At 43.9% G+C, this 18059-nt stretch carries 16 protein-coding genes; 6 read left to right on the top strand and 10 right to left on the bottom strand.

Annotated features, from left to right (window positions below):
• Positions 1–289: 289 nt before the first annotated feature.
• Entirely contained in the window at positions 290–1675 is a 1386-nt protein-coding gene (locus tag PBF_RS01945) for an alanine/glycine:cation symporter family protein (RefSeq protein WP_035326396.1), read from the bottom strand.
• Positions 1676–1835: 160 nt separating this feature from the next.
• Here PBF_RS01945 and PBF_RS01940 point away from each other — a divergent pair, with 160 nt between their 5' ends.
• Together PBF_RS01940 and PBF_RS01935 are read left to right on the top strand one after the other, a co-directional pair.
• Complete coding sequence (locus tag PBF_RS01940) at positions 1836–2264, top strand: MarR family winged helix-turn-helix transcriptional regulator (protein WP_035326392.1); 429 nt, start codon at positions 1836–1838, stop codon at positions 2262–2264.
• A 54-nt stretch (positions 2265–2318) separates the two neighbouring features.
• Complete coding sequence (locus tag PBF_RS01935; RefSeq protein ID WP_035326389.1) at positions 2319–3515, top strand: MFS transporter; 1197 nt, start codon at positions 2319–2321, stop codon at positions 3513–3515.
• Between the two features lie 294 nt (positions 3516–3809).
• Here the strand turns inward: PBF_RS01935 and motB are convergent, their stop codons facing one another.
• The 6 genes from motB to PBF_RS01905 all read right to left on the bottom strand — a co-directional run bounded on the left by motB (position 3810) and on the right by PBF_RS01905 (position 7987).
• On the bottom strand, positions 3810–4607 hold the full coding sequence (gene motB / locus PBF_RS01930) for a flagellar motor protein MotB (protein ID WP_035326387.1): 798 nt from the start codon (positions 4605–4607) through the stop codon (positions 3810–3812).
• Complete coding sequence (gene motA, locus PBF_RS01925; protein ID WP_035326384.1) at positions 4600–5394, bottom strand: flagellar motor stator protein MotA; 795 nt, start codon at positions 5392–5394, stop codon at positions 4600–4602. The genes motB and motA overlap by 8 nt, the downstream gene beginning before the upstream one ends.
• 139 nt (positions 5395–5533) lie before the next feature.
• Positions 5534–5929 carry a hypothetical protein gene (locus PBF_RS01920; protein WP_035326383.1) on the bottom strand — a complete coding sequence of 132 codons (396 nt, stop codon included), beginning with the start codon at positions 5927–5929 and terminating at the stop codon, positions 5534–5536.
• A gap of 500 nt (positions 5930–6429) precedes the next feature.
• The gene (locus PBF_RS01915; protein ID WP_035326381.1) at positions 6430–6891 is read right to left on the bottom strand and encodes an STAS domain-containing protein; all 462 of its coding nucleotides are present in this window, start codon (positions 6889–6891) and stop codon (positions 6430–6432) included.
• 30 nt (positions 6892–6921) lie between these two features.
• Positions 6922–7296, bottom strand: coding sequence for a DUF1992 domain-containing protein (locus PBF_RS01910; protein ID WP_035326378.1), 375 nt, complete (start codon positions 7294–7296; stop codon positions 6922–6924).
• Positions 7297–7399: 103 nt separating this feature from the next.
• Positions 7400–7987: a peroxiredoxin gene (locus tag PBF_RS01905; RefSeq protein ID WP_430515273.1), complete on the bottom strand. Its 588-nt coding sequence runs from the start codon at positions 7985–7987 to the stop codon at positions 7400–7402.
• Between the two features lie 122 nt (positions 7988–8109).
• Here PBF_RS01905 and PBF_RS01895 point away from each other — a divergent pair, with 122 nt between their 5' ends.
• Entirely contained in the window at positions 8110–8337 is a 228-nt protein-coding gene (locus PBF_RS01895; protein WP_227888954.1) for a hypothetical protein, read from the top strand.
• A gap of 38 nt (positions 8338–8375) precedes the next feature.
• Here the strand turns inward: PBF_RS01895 and hutH are convergent, their stop codons facing one another.
• Both hutH and PBF_RS01885 read right to left on the bottom strand, forming a co-directional pair.
• A complete protein-coding gene (gene hutH, locus PBF_RS01890) occupies positions 8376–9869 on the bottom strand; it encodes a histidine ammonia-lyase (RefSeq protein WP_200869998.1) in 1494 nt (497 codons plus the stop codon).
• Between the two features lie 503 nt (positions 9870–10372).
• Entirely contained in the window at positions 10373–11218 is an 846-nt protein-coding gene (locus PBF_RS01885) for an STAS domain-containing protein (protein WP_035326370.1), read from the bottom strand.
• Between the two features lie 201 nt (positions 11219–11419).
• Here PBF_RS01885 and PBF_RS01880 point away from each other — a divergent pair, with 201 nt between their 5' ends.
• From PBF_RS01880 to PBF_RS01870, 3 genes are all read left to right on the top strand, one after another.
• Positions 11420–13513, top strand: a complete 2094-nt coding sequence (locus PBF_RS01880) for a DNA topoisomerase III (protein WP_035326368.1) — start codon at positions 11420–11422, stop codon at positions 13511–13513.
• Between the two features lie 175 nt (positions 13514–13688).
• Positions 13689–14969 carry an MDR family MFS transporter gene (locus PBF_RS01875; RefSeq protein WP_035326366.1) on the top strand — a complete coding sequence of 427 codons (1281 nt, stop codon included), beginning with the start codon at positions 13689–13691 and terminating at the stop codon, positions 14967–14969.
• 137 nt (positions 14970–15106) lie between these two features.
• Positions 15107–16339 (top strand): aminopeptidase, encoded by a 1233-nt coding sequence (locus PBF_RS01870; protein ID WP_035326360.1) that lies wholly within the window; start codon positions 15107–15109, stop codon positions 16337–16339.
• Positions 16340–16753: 414 nt separating this feature from the next.
• Here the strand turns inward: PBF_RS01870 and PBF_RS01865 are convergent, their stop codons facing one another.
• Positions 16754–17947, bottom strand: coding sequence for a hypothetical protein (locus tag PBF_RS01865; protein ID WP_035326357.1), 1194 nt, complete (start codon positions 17945–17947; stop codon positions 16754–16756).
• Between the last annotated feature and the right edge of the window lie 112 nt (positions 17948–18059).

The following is an 18059-nucleotide window of genomic DNA, read 5'->3' as shown; positions in this document are numbered from 1 at the left end:
CAGCCCTGTCTTTTTTAACTTTTGTTTAAATTATAAACTTTTGTTTAATTATCTCACAAGTGTTATTTTTCCGAAAATTGTTTTATCTATTAAGAAAAGCGCAAGCGCCTTGCCCACCCCCGACAAGCACAAGACGAGCCTCCCGGAAAGGCGTTCTTTGCCTTTTTGGGAGGATTGGCTTGTGACCTCGAGGGGGTAGGCGCTGGAGCTAGACAGTTATCGACGTTCAAAAATTATATACTTTCTTATCTCAAAAAAAAATCCCCCGCCATTAGCGGGAGAACCATTTTTACGCAGCCTTATCGTCTTTTCTAATATCCTTCAAATAATATTTTTCCGAAGTAAAGAACTCGTTCTTCAGCTGTTTAACCTCTTTGCTTAGAAGGAGAACAGCAACGATGTTTGGTATCAAAATCATGGCAAGAGCCAGATCAAGGAACTGCCAGATTGTTTTCGCCGCTCCCACTGAGCCAAGAACAATGGCAGCAATGTAAACGACTTTAATGGCTTTTCCGGCAAATGAGCCAAATAGGAACTCTGCCATTTTGGATCCATAAAAGACTACGACAATGATCGTCGAAATGACAAAGAATACGAGTGATACAGCTACAAGAATACCTCCGAATGATCCAAAATATTCCGTAAATGCCGCTGCTGTCAGGGCTGAAGGATCTTTCATGGCCCCTTCCCTTGTCCACACCCCTGATGAAAGTACCACAAATGCTGTGGCGGTACACACAATGAGCGTATCCACAACAATACCGACAATCGCCCAGAAGCCCTGGCGCACCGGGTGGTCAGTAGTGGCAGCCGCATGGGCAATCGGAGCGGTTCCGAGTCCTGCCTCATTGGAATATAATCCTCGTGCAAATCCCCAGCGAATGATTTCCCCAATTGCCGCACCGGCAAAGCCGCCTATTGCAGACATCGGCTGAAACGCATAAGTGAAGATTAATTCCAACACTTCAGGAAGCTTGCCCAGATTCATAAATAAAACCACTAAAGCTGCTCCTACATAAATGAGCGCCATAAACGGAACGAAGATTTCAGTAACTTTGCCGATTCTCTGAATCCCGCCAAAAACAACCAATGAAACCAGTAAGGCTACTGCGATGCCGGTATAAAGGCCATCAATCTTAAAAGTCTCGCCAACCGCAGCTGCTACTGCATTTCCCTGCACCATGATGCTTGGAATCAGTTCAATCATCAGCGCGAACGCAAAGATCACACCAAGCCACTTCATGTTCAGCCCCTTCGTCATATAATACATAGGACCGCCTACATATTCTCCATCTTCATTTTTTTCTCTGTACTTGATGGCCAGGACACTTTCCGAGAACTTAATGGACATTCCTATTAGCGCAATGACCCACATCCAGAAGACTGCACCCGGTCCGCCAAACATGATGGCTGCCGGCACACCTACAATGTTTGCGGCTCCAATGGTGGAAGCCAGTGCAGATGTGAGTGCCTGCAGCGGTGTAACGGTTCCTTTTCCCTTCGGCTTTTTAAAAACACTTCCGAATGTCTGCTTAAAAATATATACCGGATAGCGGAACTGGAAGAAACCAAGCAAAAAGGTTAAATACAGCCCTGTTCCGGCTAATAATAGGATGATGGGATATCCCCACAGCCATCCTGAAATATCTCCTACGACTTTTAATAACGTATCCAAAAAAATTTCCCCCTTATAGTTATGCACAGTTGCCCTTGTTATTCCATTCCCTTTTATTTGCCAGTTAAACATTTAGTTAGCAAAAGAAGTATGTGTGGTAGACAAATTCTTTAATTTCATATATAGTTAGCTAGGTAACTATATTAAGCAGGTGAAAACAATGCACCCTAATCAAAGTGAATTTTTTCATTCCATTAACCAATTTACACGCCATTTTTCCAAAGTACTTAATGAAAGTCTGGTGCCCCTTGGTTTATATGCGGCTCAATGGACAATTATTTACCGTCTGAAAACCGGAGGCCCGAGCACCCAAAAAGACATTTCTTCTTATCTGGGAGTTGAGGCTCCGACCATGACCAGGACATTGGCCCGTCTTGAGAAATCGGGCTGGATCGCCAGAACGGCAGGAAAGGACAAACGTGAAAAATTGATTTCACTGACTGATGCAGCCATACTGGAATACGACAATTGGCTTGCCGCAGTAAGATCAAGCGAAAGCAATGTCCTGCAGAATATAACAGAAGAAGAAATCAGCACGATGATGAGACTTATGGCAAAAATGAGAGAAAATATGGTACCAGGCACCTAGACCAGTTCACGAAATTGGTATAGGTACCTGGTACTTCATTGTTAGGAGGACAACATGAAGAAGCAGCCATTATGGACGAAGGATTTTTTGAGTATTTCTGTTACGAGTTTTTTCTTGTTTATGGGGTTTTATGTTTTGCTCACAACGCTTCCCCTTTATATTTTGGATGATTTAAAAGGGGACGAAACACAGGTGGGCCTGATTATTTCGGTCTTTCTGATCGCTGCCGTGATCAGCAGGCCTTTTACAGGGAAATGGATTGACGAGGTTGGACGGCGAAAGATTCTGCTAGCTTCCCTGATTGTGTTTGCTGTCTCATCTCTTCTTTATTTTTGGGCGGACTCTATGCCTGCTCTTTTAGCACTAAGGTTCCTTCATGGTGCAGGATTTGGCATGGCTACTACGGCAACTGGAGCGATTGTGGCTGATATTGTGCCGAATGAGCGCAGAGGCGAAGGGCTTGGCTATTACGCCATGTTCATGAATCTGGCTATGGTCATTGGACCGTTTGCCGGATTGACGATTGTTCAATACGCAAGCTTCACATGGATTTTTGCATTATGTACAGTTTTATCATTTATTGCGATAGCGCTGGGTGCTTTTGTCAAAATACCTCAAAACGCAGAAACCTCTGTCAAGCATCCGAAATTCACACTTTCAAGCTTATTCGAAAAGAATGCCGTTCCTGTTGCGGTTTCGGCGGGCATCCTTGCTTTTGCGTACTCAGGAATTCTTTCCTTTATTTCGGTTTATGCGAAAGAGCTGGATTTGCTTGAAGCTGCAAGCTTCTTCTTCGTTGTATATGCGGCGTTCATCATTATGTCCCGCCCATTTACAGGCCGCTGGTTTGACACGTACGGTGAAAATAAGGTGATTTATCCAGCCATTATTCTGTTTGCCGCAGGATTGTTTTTGCTCAGCCAGGCTAACAGCACCTTTGTATTTCTGCTGTCAGGTGCAATTATCGGATTGGGGTATGGCACGATTGTTCCGAGTCTTCAAACCGTTGCCATCAAGCAGGCAGATCCAGCCAAACGCGGGCTTGCTACCTCAACCTTTTTCACCCTCTTTGATACTGGGATCGGATTAGGATCCTATGTTCTAGGAATCCTTGCGGTAAAAACAGGCTTCGCTTCGCTGTATTTTATGCTTGCCGGAGTCGCACTGTTTGGCCTGCTCATATACTACCTGCTTCATGGCAAAAAGACAGAGCCAAGAACCATTCATTCAGAAGCAGATCTTCCATTATAAGAGCCCTTTGCGGCTCTTTTTCTTTGTCAACCTTAATTTGTGTATTTTCTGATTATTTGTCTTTTTTATGAACGCTGGCATATAATGTAATTAATCTATTTTGGGAGGTTCGCAGATGACCATTGTTCATATTTTGAATTTTTCCATTCCAATTGCTTGTGTTTTCCTATTTGGTGTAATGGTCGATCGTTTATGCAAACCGGACGGCACTGAACAGGAAGCAAATGAATAATTCTGGTAAAGCGGCTGGCTAACAGCCTTTTTTTATTTTTATATAAAAAAGAAACCAGCCTCCTAAGGCTGATTCCCCGTTCTTGGCAATATTAAAATTTCTACCCGCCTGTTCTTCGCTCTGCCTTCTTTCGTATCATTTCCGGCAACCGGCTGGAATTCCCCAAAGCCTTTGGCACTGAACCATTTCGGGTCCAGCTGGTCATTCTTCAGGATGATTTTCATAAAGTTGACCGCCCGCATTACACTGAGCTCCCAGTTGGACTCGAAGTTCGAATTTCGGATTGGGACATTGTCTGTATGCCCGCTGATAATGATATTTCTTGGCGGGTCCATGATAAGAAGCCCGGCGATTTCACCAGCCACTTTTAAATCCTGCTCACGGACCTCTGCACTTCCTGAGCTGAACAGAACATTGTCTCTGATGGACACAAGCAGTCCCTCCGTGGTTAATGAGGTTTCCAGTTTATCCGCCAGGTTTTGCTTTTCTATAAAGGCATTGACTCTTTGCTGCAGCTGTGCCAGTTCTTCCTGATCGGCAGCCTGCTTCAATTTTTCTTTTTCCAACTTATCCAGCGCTGCCATTTCCTCGAGATCCTTGCTTGGCTTTTCCGACACTGCATCAGTAGATTGCATTTGTCCTTCCGGCAGTGGACTTGGAAATTCAAAGACGCCCGTTCCCCCTGAAAAGACATCATTGAATGCCTTTGACAGCTTCTGAAATTTTTGGGCATCTACTGAACTCATGGCGAAGAGGACAATGAACAGGGCAAGAAGCAGAGTTAATAAATCAGCATACGGCAAAAGCCAGGATTCGTCTACATGCTCTTCATGATGCTGCTTCTTTTTCCGCCTACTCATCCTTTGCCACGCTGCTTTCTTCAAGGAATTTACGGCGTTCTCCTGCAGGGAGATAGGAAGCAAGCTTTTGCTCGATCACCCGTGGTGCCTCTCCTTCTAAAATAGAAAGAATCCCTTCGATCATCATGCTTTTAATTTTCGCTTCCTGCTTGGATTTTCTCTTTAGCTTATTGGCAAATGGATGCCAGAATACATAACCGGTGAATATCCCCAATAAAGTCGCTACGAATGCCGCACTTATGGCATGTCCGAGGCTTTCAGTGTCCGCCATATTTCCAAGTGCTGCAATCAATCCAATAACGGCTCCCAATACTCCAAGGGATGGGGCATACGTGCCTGCCTGGCTGAAAATTTGCGCTCCTGCCTGGTGCCTTTCTTCCATCGCTTCGATTTCTTCACTTAATACATCCCGTATATAATCGGCGCTTTGCCCATCAACAGCCAGAGATAAGCCGTTTCTTAAAAAAGCATCTTCTACTTCGTTCGTCTTGACTTCCAGGGCAAGCAATCCTTCTTTTCTTGCCAGCTGAGCCCAATCCGAAAACATCTTAATCATTTCAGAAGGGTTCATCAGCTTCTCTTCTTTAAATAAAATGCCAAAAAGCTTGGGCACCCGCTTGATTTCATTTGTTGGAAATGCAATTGACACTGCTGCTGCCGTACCCACAATAATGATCAGAATAGCGGCAGGGTTAATCAGAACAGAAGGGGAAACCCCTTTAAAAAACATTCCAACCCCAACAGCTATGATCCCTAATATAACTCCTATAATCGTTGTTTTATCCATGCATGCCACACCTTCTATGTAGTCTGAAAATCTCTAAAACCTTCTATTAATATTTTCGGATGATTTTAACAGTTCTTTAGGAAAATTTTCATATATAAAAGGCAGAGGTGCTTCCCCTGCCTTCGTTTTCATTATTTTTTTAGATCCAGCGGCATCCGCAGAAACCTCTTCTTCTGCGGTCATCGTCATCCCGTCGGCATCTGCAGCCTCTGCCAGATCCGGCTAAGTCTCTGTTGTACCATAAGTCACCTGCACCGCGTACATTGTCACGGCGATGTTTTCGGCGGTCGTCTTCTGCTCCGCCAACATTATTCCGGCAACCCCAGCCGCATCCCCAGCCACATCCGCATCCTCTTCTGCGTCTGTCTTCAACTCCGGCAACATCGTCATCACGGCGATGCTTTCTGTTGCGGTCTTCTGCTCCGGCAACATCATCACGGCGGCGATTGTCATCTTCTTTTACAATAACTCTTTCGGCTCTGATTTCAACTTCATCTGCATTAATCTCGAATCTTCTTCTCCAATCTCTCGACATATGTCTACCTCCTTTCTCATGGATAATATAGAATATGTGCCAGTGGAGGTTTTCGCATGGACAAATCCCCAATCGAAAAGAAAATGTGCCTGTATAAGAAAAGCGCAAGCGCCTTGGTCACCCCCGACAAGCACAAGACGAGCCTCCCGGAAAGGCGTTCTTTGCCTTTTTGGGAGGATTGGCTTGTGACCTCGAGGGGGTAGGCGCTGGAGCTAGACAGTTATCGACGTTCAAAATTTTATACTTTCTTACCTTTTAAATAAAAAACCCCTATCCTATTCAGGAGAGGAGTCTTTTAGAATTTAGATTTTTTGAAGGTACCTTTTTCTAAAATTTATTGTGTTTTAATATCTATGAATTCAGGCCGTTGATTTCCGCTCCAGGCACCTGCTTTCCGCGGGGAGGAATGCGAGCCTCCCGCAGGAGTCAAGCGCCTTCCACTCCAATCAACTCAGAGGGTAGCTGAGGTTACCTGCCCAAAAGCAGCAAACTCAACGAAATCAGACTTTTTGAAAGACGAGACTGTTTATTTTCATTAAGTGCTTTAAAGCCGCCTGGAAGTTAGCATGTGTTTCAGCATTTAATTCAATGCCGGATAAAATGATTTCTTTTATAAGCTGCGGGGTCATTCCCACGAAATAAGGCTTAACTCCCATGAGGTTAATGGAATCAGTCAGGTTGCGGATTTGCTGCCCCAGCTCTTTAAGGCACATCTGCTCTATCCGGTCGACCGTTATATCGGTAAAATCCATGATGGCAAATTCAATGTCATGTTCTTTAATATGATTCAAAATTTTGGCTGTGATTTTTTCGAGTCTATCCGCCATGAGCAGGCCGGTAATGGGCACCAGAATCGTCTGGGGAATGATCGATGGAATAATCGGTGCCGTCATATCCGCTATGGCTGCCTCATATTCCTCCACTCTTTTTTCAAGGATCTTTATATATTCATCTTTATTCATGAGTTCTCCTCAATTCCAATCATTAATTCATTAGAATAATTTATTGTTAATTTTCTCTTCGTAGTTTTTGAAAAGGGATGAGTTGGTGTTCTGTCTTCTTTTGGACATCATGCTGTTATAGCGGAGCAGCTTTTCGTTTAATTTCTTCTGCAATGCCTTCTTTTCTTCCTGGTCCTCACATTTCTTCATCAGGTCTTCAATCGTCACCATTTCCTTTTTCACCTGGTTTTCTTCATCAGTGAATCCGGCATTCTTCATGATGCGATAGGCCATGCGCAAGTTCTCAGGTACGGAAGACAGGTCATCAGGCGGCAGCGGTTTCCCATATCCCGGCAGATTATCAAACTCGCCGTCCCTATAAGCTTTTTTTATCCGATCTTCAGAAAGTATAGAAAAAAAGTCCACTCAAGCTCCCCCTCCACTTCATTTGTACTTATTATTATATATTTTCAGCGGTGCTTATTAAAGTAATTATGTATATAGAAGAGAAAGCTTGCGCCTCCTCCCTTTAGATTTTCCCTATAAAGTTCGGATCCTTGTTAATCCCTTGCTGGCCGGGCTGCCAGTTTGCCGGCACACCCTTCCCTGTCTGCTGTGCATATTGAATTCCCTGCATAATTCTGACATGTTCATGCAGATTTCTCCCGACTTCTCCAGGGTAAATGAGCTTCGCTGCGATAATGCCATTGGGGTCGATAAAAACGGATGCCCTGATGGCCGCTCCTGACTTTTCATCCAATACCCTATAAGCTCTGCTTATTTGATGTGTTCTGTCGCTGACCATTGGATAATTCACGTTTTTTAATGACGGAGATGTTTCCTTGAATACTTTATGTGCATATACACTGTCCGTACTGATGGACATGACTTCGCAGTTTAAGGCTTGTAAATAAGGGTTTACAGCGGCGACCGCCGCTAATTCTGTCGGTCAGACAAATGTAAAATCACTCGGATAAAAAAACAGCAGCACCCATTTTCCAATATAGTTCTCCAGATTGACTTTTTTTATTTGATGATCAATGACAGCATCTGCAATAAAAACAGGCGCACGGTCTCCCCGTCCCGCACAGAACACGGAAGCATTCGGATCATTCACGGCTGTCCCCCTCCTCTTCTCTTTCGTCTTTGCTCTATATACTTATGCGAACAAGAGCAAAATTGAACGGAAAATATTGATTGAAGCAGCCGTACATAGTCCTTGTGCCAGAGGGAAAAATAGTGGAAGAATGCAAATTCAATAATGAAAGGAGCCTGATTATGTCACGCGGAGTCCATTTTAACCATAAAAAAAAGCATCACCCAGGGGAATTTCCTGAACACACAATGGTTGAGCGCCATACAACAGAGGCACAGGAAGATGAAGAGTTTATTGTGACGCAGGAAGCGTTTAAAAACCGCTTTGAAGAAGATGAAGCTAAGGAACTTGAGGAAAGAGCCAAAGATTAAAAAGTCAGGGGCCTGAATAACATTCAGACCCCTCTGTTTTATATTACGTCAATTTCAATCTCTTTCAGCCAGGCTGCGCATGCTTCAATATCCTTTGAAAATACGCGGTCTTTCGTGATGGAAGGCACCACTTTTCTAGCTTCTTCGTAAAAGCGTTTTGTTTTGTCAGCCATTTTATCAGAACCGCGGAATTCTGCTGCCTGAAGCGCGCAAATCAGTTCAATTGCAAGCACTTTATTAACATTCTGGATGATCTGGTAAGCATGTCTTGATCCGATTGTTCCCATGCTCACATGGTCTTCCTGGTTCCCTGATGAAGGGATCGAATCCACACTTGCAGGATGGGCGAGTGTCTTATTTTCAGAAACAAGGGATGCTGCGACATATTGGAGAATCATCGCACCAGACTGAAGTCCAGGCTCCGGGCTTAAAAATGGCGGCAAGTCACTCAGCTGCGGGTTAACAAGCCTTTCAATACGGCGCTCTGAAATATTGGCCAACTCTGCAGCCGCGATTTTCATAAAATCCATTGCAAGTGCGATCGGCTGTCCATGAAAGTTTCCGCCGGAAATGACACTTTCCCCATTTTCAAAAATAAGCGGGTTATCTGTGGCTGCATTCATTTCGATTTCAAGCTTTTCCTTTACATAGTCAAGAGCCTGCCAGGATGCTCCATGCACCTGCGGAATACAGCGGATGGAATAGGCGTCCTGTACCCGGATTTCCCCCTGTTTTGTGATCAGGCTGCTGCCTGACAGGTACTCCCTTATTCTTCTGGCTGTATCCACCTGCTGCTTATATCCTCTTGCCTGATGGATGTTCTCATCAAACGCATCTATTATGCCGTTTAAACCTTCCATTGTAAGTGCTGCGATCAGCTCACTCTGATAAGCGATTTTTTCCGCTTCAAGATATCCAATGACTCCCATTGCCGTCATCGCCTGTGTGCCGTTAATGAGGGCAAGCCCTTCCTTCGCCTGTAATGTTACAGGTTCTATTCCTTCCTGAACAAGCACTTCAAGGGCAGGCTTTCTTTCCCCCTTAAAAAACACTTCGCCTTCTCCCATTAATACTAATGCCAGGTGGGATAGAGGCGCCAAGTCCCCGCTTGCTCCAAGAGAGCCCTGCTGCGGGATAACAGGATGGATTCTTTTATTCACAAGCGCTAAAAGAGTTTCGATCACAACCGGACGAACGCCAGAGAATCCTTTTAACAAGGCATTTGCTCTTAAGAGAAGCATAGCTCTTGAGACAGACTCAGGGAACGGTTCCCCAACTCCGCAGGCATGCGAACGGATTAAATTCAACTGAAGATCCTCGACATCTCCCTGATCAATTCTTACATCGCTGAATTTCCCAAAGCCAGTGTTTATTCCGTATATGACTTTTTCTTCACTTACAATTCTCTTTACTGCTTCATGACTGTTTTTTACACGGAGCATGCTTTCCACTGATGCTGCCGCCTTCACCCCTTCAAAAAGAACTCGTTTGACTTCAGACAAAGTAAGGGTATTCCCATTTAAAGTAACCACCATGTTCTCCTCCCTGTGAGTTAAAGTCATCATCGATTCTGTCAATTTTTCCATTTTATATCCTCCCCGGTACGTTAGCGAGATAAAGAAAAGGCTGTATCTCAAACACAGGTTTGAAATACAGCCTTTTTTAGAAGATTATTTGCAGTATCTATTGTCAGTTGTCTCATCTTTATCACAGCCTACTTGTGTTATATTTTCTGAATATAATTAATTTTATGTTCCCTATCAATGGTATGTCAATGATTAATTACCATTTTTTAACAAATTAGATTGTTAGAATGGTAACACAGTAAAGCGTATTTTATTTCCATATAAAGTGAAACTTCAATCAGTGGGGATGTTCCTTATCCCCACTGATTGTTAGTTGAACCAATCGGGCCTTTACGGGCAGTTTGACCCCCGCTTATCCTCCTTTGATTCCTCTGAGTCTTGAAGTGGGGGTCTTACTGCCCGTTAGACTGCGATAAATAGCCGGCAGTTCAGCCGGCTCGTTCTTCTTTCTATTTTAAGTTTTCACCCTGTCTTTTTAAAGCGTGTTTTAGTTTTCCATATGTCTCAATACCCGTGAAATCAAGGCCGAGCTGAATGGAAGTCTGGGCAACCTCAGGGCTGATGCCGGAGATGGTGGATTTGACCCCTAATAGCTTTAGAGCTTTCGTTAAAGAGAATATTTGATGGGCAACCATTGTATCGATAATGGCTACACCTGATAAATCAATAAATAAGTGCTCAATATTTTCTTTTGCACATTTTTTCGGAATTTCCTCCAGGAGGATTTGCGCACGCTCCGTGTCAATATTACCGATAAGCGGCAGTACAGCTGTATGGTCTTTTATAGGAATGACCGGAGTTCCAAGCTCATTGATCAGACTTTGCTGGGCAACAAGCCGTCTGGTGGTCAGTTCATAGTACTTCTCTGAAAATTTATTGATGAGGTTATCAAAAGCCTTATTAATCTTCGTGCTCCATTTCAATACATCATCTGCTGTGACTTCAGACTGGTTTGATTTTATGAACTTTTCAACAAAGTGCCAATAAGTTTCCCGCACATTGCTTAAAGCTTCAAGCACTTGAAAAATGGGCGTATTAGAATCCACTCTGCTTTCCGCTACAGTAATGGCCCATTCTTCCATATTTTCGTTAAAAGTGTCCTCATCAAGCAGAGCGGCAGAAACGGTGCGGTTGGTAAAAGCATTTTGTTCTCTCAGGAGTGTTTCATAAGCAGGGTCCGCATCTGCAGAATAAATGGAGCCTTTCTGCTTTTCCCTTAAAGACAGCCACATATCTGTGATATTTATTGAATTCTCCTGAATGTAATCATAAAGAAGCTGGTTTTTTGCATCCATTCATTTCACCTTGTCTTTCTATTTGTCAACAAACTGATACATTCATTGTAAAATGAATCGGAGTTAATGAAAAGTAATACACCTTATTCAGCATCTTCCTCATTTTGTCCATAATAACGTATCCCATTACAAATATTACTGATTTTCCGCTATACTTAATTAGGATAGAAAAGGAACTGAATGGATTTGAAAGGAGTTAATATGAAATCACTTGTTCTTGCCGAAAAGCCCAGTGTTGCCCGTGAAATTGCCCGGGTGCTGGGATGCCGGCAATCTCATAAAAGCTATATGGAAGGCGATAAATATATCGTCACCTGGGCTCTTGGCCATTTAATCGAGTTAAAGATGCCTGAGCATTATGACAGCAAATATAAAAACTGGAACCTGGAGGATCTGCCGATTATTCCGGACCAAATGGGCCTGAAGGTGATGAAGCAGACCAGCCACCAGTATAAAGCCATTGAAAACCTTGCAAAGCGGAAGGATGTTAAGGAAATAATCATTGCGACAGATGCAGGCCGTGAAGGGGAGCTTGTCGCTCGCTGGATATTGGAGAAAATCCGCTGGCGCAAGACAATCAAGCGCTTATGGATATCCTCTGTAACAGACCGTGCTATCCGTGACGGTTTTCAAAACCTTAAACCCGGAAAACAATTTGAAGACCTGTATGAATCCGCTGTGTGCCGGGCAGAGGCGGATTGGCTCATCGGGCTGAATGTCACAAGGGCCCTGACGACTAAATACAAGGATCCCCTATCCGCGGGCCGGGTGCAGACGCCGACACTGGCGCTCGTTATGGAAAGGGAAAAATTGATTCAGCAATTTGTTCCAAAAGAGTACTGGACGATTCGCGCCCACATTGGCCCCCTGCAGGCTGACTGGGAGAAAAATGGTGAAAAGCGCATCTTTTCCAGAGATGCAGCTGATGGAGTCCTCTCCAAAGTTAAGGGGCAAAAAGCGGTTATCCAGTCCATTAACCGGAAGGAAAAAACAGAGCCGCAGCCGCTTCCCTATGATTTGACGGAGCTGCAGCGTGATGCGAATAAACGTTTTGGCTTCTCTGCCAAGAAAACGTCGAATGTACTGCAGAAACTTTATGAGCAGCATAAGCTTGTCACCTATCCGCGGACAGACTCACGCTATTTGACAAAAGATATGGAAGCAACCATGATGGATCGCCTCCATGGCATCGCTGCTTCCTATAAAGATGAAGTGAAGCCTATCTTAGCGAATCAGGGCAGGGTGCTGGCAAAGAGAGTGTTTAATAATGAAAAAGTAACCGATCACCATGCGATTATCCCGACAGAAGAACGTGTGCATCTCGGTGATTTGTCTCCTGATGAGCGCAAGCTGTATGAATTAATTCTGCGCAGATTTCTGGCGATTTTCCATAACCCGTATAAGTATGAAACCATCCATGCTGCTATTGATGTTAATGGTGAGACCTTCACAGCCAGGGAAACAGCCGTTATCGACCTCGGTTATCGCAAGGTTGAACGGAATACTGAAGAAGAAACAGGAAAACAGAGTCTGAAGAACATTTCGAAAGGACAGAGCTTTACGCTGCAAAATGCCGAATCCGCTGCGAAGCTCACTGAACCGCCTCTTCGCTATTCCGAAGCTGACATTTTGACCCAGATGGAAAAATATAGCCTCGGAACACCTGCAACTAGAGCGGAAATCATTGAACGGCTTCTTGAGACTGAAGCGCTTGAAAGGCAAAATGGACGCCTGTTTCCGACTAAAAAGGGCAAACAGCTGATGGACCTGGTGAATGAAGATCTGAAATCACCGGAACTGACAGCCAAATGGGAGCAGGAGCTTGAGAAAATCGCACGCGGAAAAGCAGATCCAAAAGAGTTTCTCCAGAACATCCGCAAGCAGACACGGACATTGGTTTCTGAAATTAAAAAGAGCGACAAATCGTACCGTGCCCATAATCTCACTGGCTCAAAATGTCCGGAATGTGATTCCTTCCTGAAAGAAAGGAATACAAAGGACGGAAAAATACTTGTCTGCTCTAACCTGGATTGTAATTTCCGAAAGCGCAAGGATCCAAAGCTTTCAAACCGCCGCTGCCCTCAGTGCCGCAAAAAAATGGAGATCCACCAGGGCAAGGCAGGCGCCTACTTCCAGTGCCGCCCATGCAATGTGGTGGAGAAAGCCCAGGACAAAAAGAAAGCAGTCAACAAACGCGAAGAACGAAAACTTGTTCAGAAATATACCCAGAAGGAAGAGTCCTTTGGAACAAGCCTAGGTGATTTGCTGAAGGCCGCAATGGAAGATAAAGATTAATGTATAGCCCTGGCTGCTGCCAGGGCTATTTCCATATGAACTGGCAACACAGCTTAAAATGAAAAGCCAAACCCTTGATCAAGGTTTGGCTTTTTTGAACAAAAAGTCTTCTTGTGTTTCTTCTGAATTTGGTAGTATGATAGCGTTATTCTGAGATTGAAGATGGGGACGCAGCATGAAATTAAAAGATTGGGATAAGAATCTAAAAGTAAGGTTATTTGGGGAAGCGCTTATGAATATTACATTCTGGATGTTCTTCCCGTTTTTAACGATTTATTTCGCGGATGAATTCGGAAAAGACAAGGCTGGTTTATTGCTCATTTTTTCTCAGGTATTCTCCGTGCTTGCCAACTTAATGGGCGGTTATACAGCTGACCGCTTTGGCCGCAAAAAAATGATGGTTCTATCTGCTTTCGGTCAGGGACTTTCATTTATGATTTTTGGATTTGCCAGTTCACCCTGGATGGATTCTCCCGTGCTTGGTTTTATCTGCTTTGCTTTTGTGGGGATATTTGGCTCATTTTATTGGCCGGCAAGCCAGGCAATGGTTGCCGATGTGGTGGAGGAAAAAGACAGGAGCCAGGTATTTGCTATTTTTTACACTTCTATTAATATTGCTGTTGTAGTCGGTCCCATTTTAGGAGCCATTTTCTATGTCCATTACCGTTTTCAGCTTCTTATGGCCGCAGGCATTATCTGTGTTCTGTTAGCTTTCATCCTTTTCCGATGGACAAGGGAAACTTTACCTCCGCAGATACATGGATCAAGTGAAAACAGTAAATGGCATCACGCTTTATTAAAGCAAACCAAAGATTATGGCATTATCTTCAGTGACAGGACCTTTCTCCTTTTTATCATAGCAGGTGTTTTGGCTGCACAGACCTTTATGCAGCTTGATCTGTTAATACCTGTCTATACAAACGAAGTGATTCATAACCAGCAGCTTTTTAAATGGATGGACTGGTCCTTCACCGTTCAGGGGGAACAGGCTTTTGGCATTCTGCTGTCCGAGAACGGCTTCCTTGTCGCCTTATTTACCGTGGCTGTCACCAAAATGATGATAAAGTACAAGGAAAGGAATGTCTTTATCTTATCATCTCTTACGTATGCGGCAGCCATCATCATGTTTGGACAAACCCAATGGATATGGGGATTAATTCTGGCAATGGCCGTTTTCACAATGGGCGAATTAATGACAGCTGGCCTCCAGCAGAGTTTTGTATCAAAGATTGCTCCCGATCATATGCGGGGTCAGTACTTTGCAGCTGCCTCCCTTCGATTTACAGTCGGGAAAACCATTGCGCCTATCTCCATACCGCTTACAGTCTGGATCGGATATGACTGGACATTCTTTATACTGGCGCTGCTGGCTGTTGTAAGTGCGTTTTTGTATTGGCTGATGTTTGCTTTGCCTGAAAGAAATAATGCATTCCACACTAAAAAGGAATCTGTATAAGGTTCCTTTTTAATTATGTATCCGTCAATAGATGGAGAGCCAGGGTTTCCTGGCACGATTTTCAGTTCAATAAGTTTCTTTTTCCGGACAGAACAGCTACAATGAAAATGAAGATTCTGACAAAAGGAGAATACATAATGAGTCAATTTCAAACGAATTTAGAGAAATACGCAGAGCTTGCGGTGAAGGTCGGCGTAAATGTACAAAAGGGTCAGACACTTGTTATTAACACAACGCTTGATGCAGCTGAACTGGTTCGAACAATTGTTAAAAAGGCATATGAAGCAGGAGCTCATAACGTAGTTGTGAACTGGAGCGATGATGCGGTCACACGCACGAAGTACGATTTGGCACCGGATGAGTCTTTCTCGGAATACCCGGAATGGCGTGCGAAGGAAGTCGAAGATTTAGCTGAGAAGGGTGCGGCATTCATGTCAATCGTTTCAGCAAGCCCTGATTTGCTGAAAGGTGTGAAATCAGAACGAATCGCAAGCTTCCAGAAAGCATCCGGACAGGCGCTTGCAAAATACCGTAAATTCATTCAATCTGATAAAGTGAGCTGGACAGTTATAGCAGCGCCTTCTCAAGCATGGGCAAACATGGTATTCCCTGAAGCTCCTGAGGAATCCAGAGTTGAAATGCTTTGGGACGCTATTTTCAAAGCCACTCGCGCTGATCTGGATAACCCGGTTGAAGCCTGGAAAAAGCATGACAAAACACTTCATGAAAAAGTGGATTATTTAAACAGCAAGCGATATCAGAAGCTTCATTATAAAGCTCCAGGCACAGACCTGACAATCGAGCTTCCCAAAGGCCATTTATGGGTCGGGGCAGGCAGTGTGAATGAACAGGGACACGAATTCATGGCGAACATGCCGACTGAAGAAGTGTTTACGGTACCTTACAAGACAGGTGTTAACGGCACTGTTTCCAGCACAAAGCCTTTAAGTTATGGCGGAAATATCATCGACAATTTCAGCCTGACATTTGAAAACGGCCGCATTGTCGATGTGAAGGCCGAAGAAGGAGAAGAAATCCTTAAGCAGCTTGTTGAGACAGATGAAGGCTCCCACTATCTTGGTGAAGTGGCCCTGGTTCCTTTCAACTCGCCAATTTCACAGTCCAATCTGCTTTTCTATAATACTTTATTTGACGAAAATGCTTCAAACCACCTTGCCATCGGCAGTGCGTATGCATTCTGTATTGAAGGCGGCAAGAAAATGTCCAGTGAAGAACTGGCTGAAAACGGCTTGAACGAAAGCTTAACACATGTTGATTTCATGATCGGTTCCGCTGAAATGGATATCGACGGAATCACTGAAGACGACAAAGCTGAACCTGTATTCAGAAAAGGTGATTGGGCATTTTAAAAGCGGAGGCGCCTTGCCCACGAAGGAACGCAGACTAAGAACGCCACGTCCTATGGCAACGTCTGCATGACCCACATCCTCCCAAAAGCTGTCGCTTTCGGTCGTGCGATGTTTTGCTGACGAAGCCTTCCCTGTCCTGTGGGCCTCAAGCACAAGACGGTCCTCCCGGAAAGGCGTTCTTTGCCTTTTGGGGAGGATTGCTCGAAATGTGAAGGCGACTGCCCAGGGACGACAGGCATAAGACGGTTCCTGTAAGAAGGCGTTTTTCCTTCTGAAAGGAAACGGCTTATGATCCCGAGTCCCTAGGAGCCGAAACAAGACAAGCTTGTGACCTCGAGGGGGTAGGCGCCGGAGCTAGACAGTTCTCGAAGTTCAAAGTCTAATGTTTTCTTATTCTACAAAAAAATCATGCGGTCATTGACCCGCATGATTTTTTGTTTTCCTTAATACGATTTCACTAACGTTTCCTTCTAAATCAGAAATCATATCAACGGAATATTTATCTGCCGGGTAGGTGGAGATGGTTTCACCTGACAGCTTCTCTTCCCTAACCTCCGCTGGAGTGCCAAACATTGCAGTAATCTCGTCCATTGACGTTCTCACCCGCTGTCCAGGAATGGAAATAGCTGTTACGTTCCCGGTTTCCCGTTCAAAATAATAGGTGATTTCCGGATACATCACAAAAGGACTGCCATCTTCAAACCCCTCTTCAACAAAGTTGGGATCTGACTTTTTAATTTCAGATATGTTTGTGCCAATCGGAAATGGACTTCCGAGCGGGATTCCCTGTTTTGCTTTTTCAATGGCATCCCCACTGAGTGCCAGGTTTTTAAAAGGATAGTAAAGGGCTTCCTTTTTCAGCCACAGATTCATCCATTCGATATCAGATTGATCTTCTTTGGAAAGCTCGATTCTGTCGTGCAGGCTCACTGAATGGGTTTCCTCATTAAAGAGCCATGTTGAAACAACCCATCCATCATTCTTATTTTGGGCAGTTTGAAGATACTTTTGATTAATATTTTTTATTTTCGCTTTGGGGGTAGTGGTCATGTCTTTTTCCGAGCTGATTCTTTTCACTTCTCCATCTTTAATCCCCAGCAGCCGGCCCTTAACTAAATTTTCCCCCTTGGACTGAAAGATCGAGATGATGGTTTTGTTCCTCATTTTCTGTGTGTACACCTGTTCCTTTGAAGGATTAAAGGACATTTCAGAACTGTCATTTAGAGCTGCTTGTTTATAAGCCTCTTTTGCGCCTTTCTCAGCCAGGAAAACTGAATAATGTCCTGTAAAATAAGAATCGCCTTTCTTTCCTTTTGCACTGTCCTCTTCCAGAATGGTTCTTCTTTCGTCTTCCGAAAAAAGATAAACAGTATATTTCATTTTCCCGTCCGTTGCGTCAAACTGGAATAGTGACTTGCGTTCAAGCCAAACTGTATCTTTTTTCTCTTTTCCATCCTCTTGTACAGATATATTATTTTCTGCTTCCACTTTATCTTCTTTTTCAAGCTTTATTTCTTCTGTATTTAAAGATGCATTTATTTCACTTGAGCAGCCTGCTATAACCGATGATAGCATGGCAATCATAATCATATTTATAAAATTTTTCATTATATTCTCCCTAATGTTAAAAAACATTTCCATTTAAAGTCAAATGTTACAATTACGTTTCAACTAATTAAGTGTAACAAATAGGGATCGTTTCTACAAACCTATCAATATG

This window comes from Cytobacillus firmus DS1 (genome assembly GCF_000565285.1).
Lineage (GTDB): Bacteria > Bacillota > Bacilli > Bacillales > Cytobacillaceae > Cytobacillus > Cytobacillus firmus_A.
Note: the sequence above shows the minus strand (reverse complement) of the source record. Positions and strands in the feature narration are given on the sequence as shown.

What these genes read in the sequence shown, in the direction of transcription:
- PBF_RS01920 (WP_035326383.1), bottom strand. Translation starts at nt 5,929, where the DNA reads ATGTCGAGAGATTGGAGAAGAAGATTCGAGATTAATGCAGATGAAGTT.
- PBF_RS01940 (WP_035326392.1), top strand. Translation starts at nt 1,836, where the DNA reads ATGCACCCTAATCAAAGTGAATTTTTTCATTCCATTAACCAATTTACA.
- PBF_RS01865 (WP_035326357.1), bottom strand. Translation starts at nt 17,947, where the DNA reads ATGAAAAATTTTATAAATATGATTATGATTGCCATGCTATCATCGGTT.
- PBF_RS01880 (WP_035326368.1), top strand. Translation starts at nt 11,420, where the DNA reads ATGAAATCACTTGTTCTTGCCGAAAAGCCCAGTGTTGCCCGTGAAATT.
- PBF_RS01870 (WP_035326360.1), top strand. Translation starts at nt 15,107, where the DNA reads ATGAGTCAATTTCAAACGAATTTAGAGAAATACGCAGAGCTTGCGGTG.
- PBF_RS01915 (WP_035326381.1), bottom strand. Translation starts at nt 6,891, where the DNA reads ATGAATAAAGATGAATATATAAAGATCCTTGAAAAAAGAGTGGAGGAA.
- PBF_RS01935 (WP_035326389.1), top strand. Translation starts at nt 2,319, where the DNA reads ATGAAGAAGCAGCCATTATGGACGAAGGATTTTTTGAGTATTTCTGTT.
- motA (WP_035326384.1), bottom strand. Translation starts at nt 5,394, where the DNA reads ATGGATAAAACAACGATTATAGGAGTTATATTAGGGATCATAGCTGTT.
- PBF_RS01875 (WP_035326366.1), top strand. Translation starts at nt 13,689, where the DNA reads ATGAAATTAAAAGATTGGGATAAGAATCTAAAAGTAAGGTTATTTGGG.
- motB (WP_035326387.1), bottom strand. Translation starts at nt 4,607, where the DNA reads ATGAGTAGGCGGAAAAAGAAGCAGCATCATGAAGAGCATGTAGACGAA.
- PBF_RS01885 (WP_035326370.1), bottom strand. Translation starts at nt 11,218, where the DNA reads ATGGATGCAAAAAACCAGCTTCTTTATGATTACATTCAGGAGAATTCA.